The following is a 2,098-nucleotide window of genomic DNA, read 5'->3' as shown; positions in this document are numbered from 1 at the left end:
CCGGGGGGCGGGGCAGGGCCGGGCGGTGGCCGCCGCCACCGGCACCGGGCCCCAGCGCACCCCCGCGACCGGCGCGGCCAGCGAGGTGGCGCCCAGCACGGCCAGCGTCAGCGCCGGGGCCGCGGCCACCAGCAGCACCCCGCGCAGGCGCAGCGCCCACCCCACCAGCAGACCGGGCAGCACGAGCACCGCGACCACGAGCGCCAGCACCGGCAGGGCGGCGGCCCACTCCCCCGGGGTCGCCGTGGTCGCCGCGCTCACCGGGGCAGCTGCTCCGGGCGGGAGCGGGCGATGAAGCGGCGGTAGGCGGCGGTGCGCACCCGCGCCGGCACGAAGCGGTAGCCGCCGCGCACCACGACGTTGCGCACGGCCTGCGCGGGCGTGGTGAAGCCCTCCGCGCGCAGGTGCCGCTGCAGGGCCAGCTCCGAGCGCCACAGCCGCAGGCCCCCGCGGCGGGCGTAGGAGCCGGCCGCGGCGTCGGCGCCGACGCGGTACTTCACCAGCGGCTCGGGCAGGTTCTCGCAGCGCGCCCCCGCCGCGATCATGCGCGCGAACAGCCAGTAGTCCTCCATCAGCGGCAGGTCGCGGTAGCCGCCGGCTGCCGCCACCGCCGAGCGGCGGTAGACCACCGTGGGGTGGTTGAAGGGGTCGTGGAAGCGGGCGTAGCCGGCGATGCGCGCCCCCGTGGGCGGGGTGCGCCGGCCCACCACGTCGTCCTCGTCGGCGCCGATCTCCCACAGGCCGGTGCCGACGAGGTCGGCGCCGGCGGCCACCAGGGGCAGCTGGCGGGCGAAGCGCTCGGGCAGGCTGACGTCGTCGGCGTCCATGCGGGCCACCACGTCGTGCCGGCACGCGGCCAGGCCCGCCTCCAGGGCGCGGGCCAGGCCGACGTTGCGCTCCAGCGGCACCAGGCGCACCGGCACGCCGGCAGCGCCGGAGGCGGCCAGCTCGCCCAGCAGCGCCTGGAGCTGCGCGGGCACCGGCCCGTCGCGCACCACGACGACCTCGTCGGGGCGCAGCACCTGGTCGGCGGTGACGCTGCGCACCGCGCGGCGCACCTGGGCGGCGTCGTCGGCGGCCCACACCGGCAGCAGCACCGAGAACGGCGGCAGCTGCCCGGCCGGCAGCGGCGCGGCCGGCGCGACCGGCCCCGGCGCGCCGGCGGACCCGGCGGCGGACTCGACGGCGGCGACGTCCTCGCTCACCGGCCCCAGGCCGGCCAGCACGTCGGTGGTCGCCGCCGGCGCGCGCACCGCCTCGGCCAGCCCGCGCACCAGCCCGCGCGCCAGCACGCCGCGCGCGGAGGAGCGGCGCACCGTCCGGCCCCAGCGCAGCAGCGTCGCCCCGCCGTACAGCACCGCCTCGCCCGGGCCCAGGGTGCGGTACCGGGTGAACAGCCACGCCTTGTTGCGCACCTCGAAGCGGAAGCGCTCGCCGGGGTCGGCGTCGGTGCCGCCGAAGGCGCGGGTGCGGTGCTCCACCACGCTGGCGGGGGCGTACACGCCGCGCGCGCGGCGCAGCAGCCGGGTGGTGAACTCGAAGTCGTCGTTCCACAGGAAGAACGCCGCGCGCGGCAGCCCCGAGGCGCGCACCGCCGCGGCCTCCACGAGCACCGCCACGAACGAGGCGGAGCGGACCGGCACGCAGCCGGCCGCCGCCGCCGCGGCGCGCTCGGCGCGCGAGGCGCCCGGGCGCGGGCGGGGGGTGTTCATCGGGTGGTCGCGCCCGTCGCTCCACACGACGCGGCTGGCCACGAGCACGGCGCCGGTGCGCTCGCGCGCGGCCAGCGCCGCAGCCAGCGCGCCCGGGCGCGGGACGGTGTCGTCGTCCATGAGCCACACCAGGTCCGCGCCGTGCCGGCGCAGGGCGCGCGCCAGGCCGGCGGCGAACCCGCCGGCGCCGCCGGTGTTGCGCTCCAGGCGCACCGCGTCCACGCGCAGGTCCGCCCCGGGCCCGGCGGCGAAGGCGGCCACCGCGGCGGACGTGCCGTCGGTGGAGGCGTTGTCCACCACGACGACCGCGTCGGGGCGGCGGGTCTGCGCGGCCAGCGCCGCCAGCGCCTCCAGCAGCAGCTCGCGCCGCTCGTGCGCCACGACGA

2 protein-coding genes are annotated in these 2,098 nt (G+C 80.3%); both read right to left on the bottom strand.

All coding sequences use genetic code 11. The features are described 5' to 3' along the window. Positions 1-261, bottom strand: a 261-nt coding sequence (locus GTR00_RS19700; RefSeq protein WP_205706248.1) for a DUF6541 family protein, incomplete at its 3' end; no start/stop codon positions are given. After that, the coding region (locus GTR00_RS19695) for a glycosyltransferase (RefSeq protein ID WP_166613245.1) at positions 258-2,098 on the bottom strand (1,841 nt) is incomplete at its 5' end. The genes GTR00_RS19695 and GTR00_RS19700, both read right to left, overlap by 4 nt.

It is taken from the genome of Kineococcus indalonis, from assembly GCF_009906395.1.
GTDB classification, from domain to species: Bacteria; Actinomycetota; Actinomycetes; order Actinomycetales; family Kineococcaceae; genus Kineococcus; species Kineococcus indalonis.
Note: the sequence above shows the minus strand (reverse complement) of the source record. Positions and strands in the feature narration are given on the sequence as shown.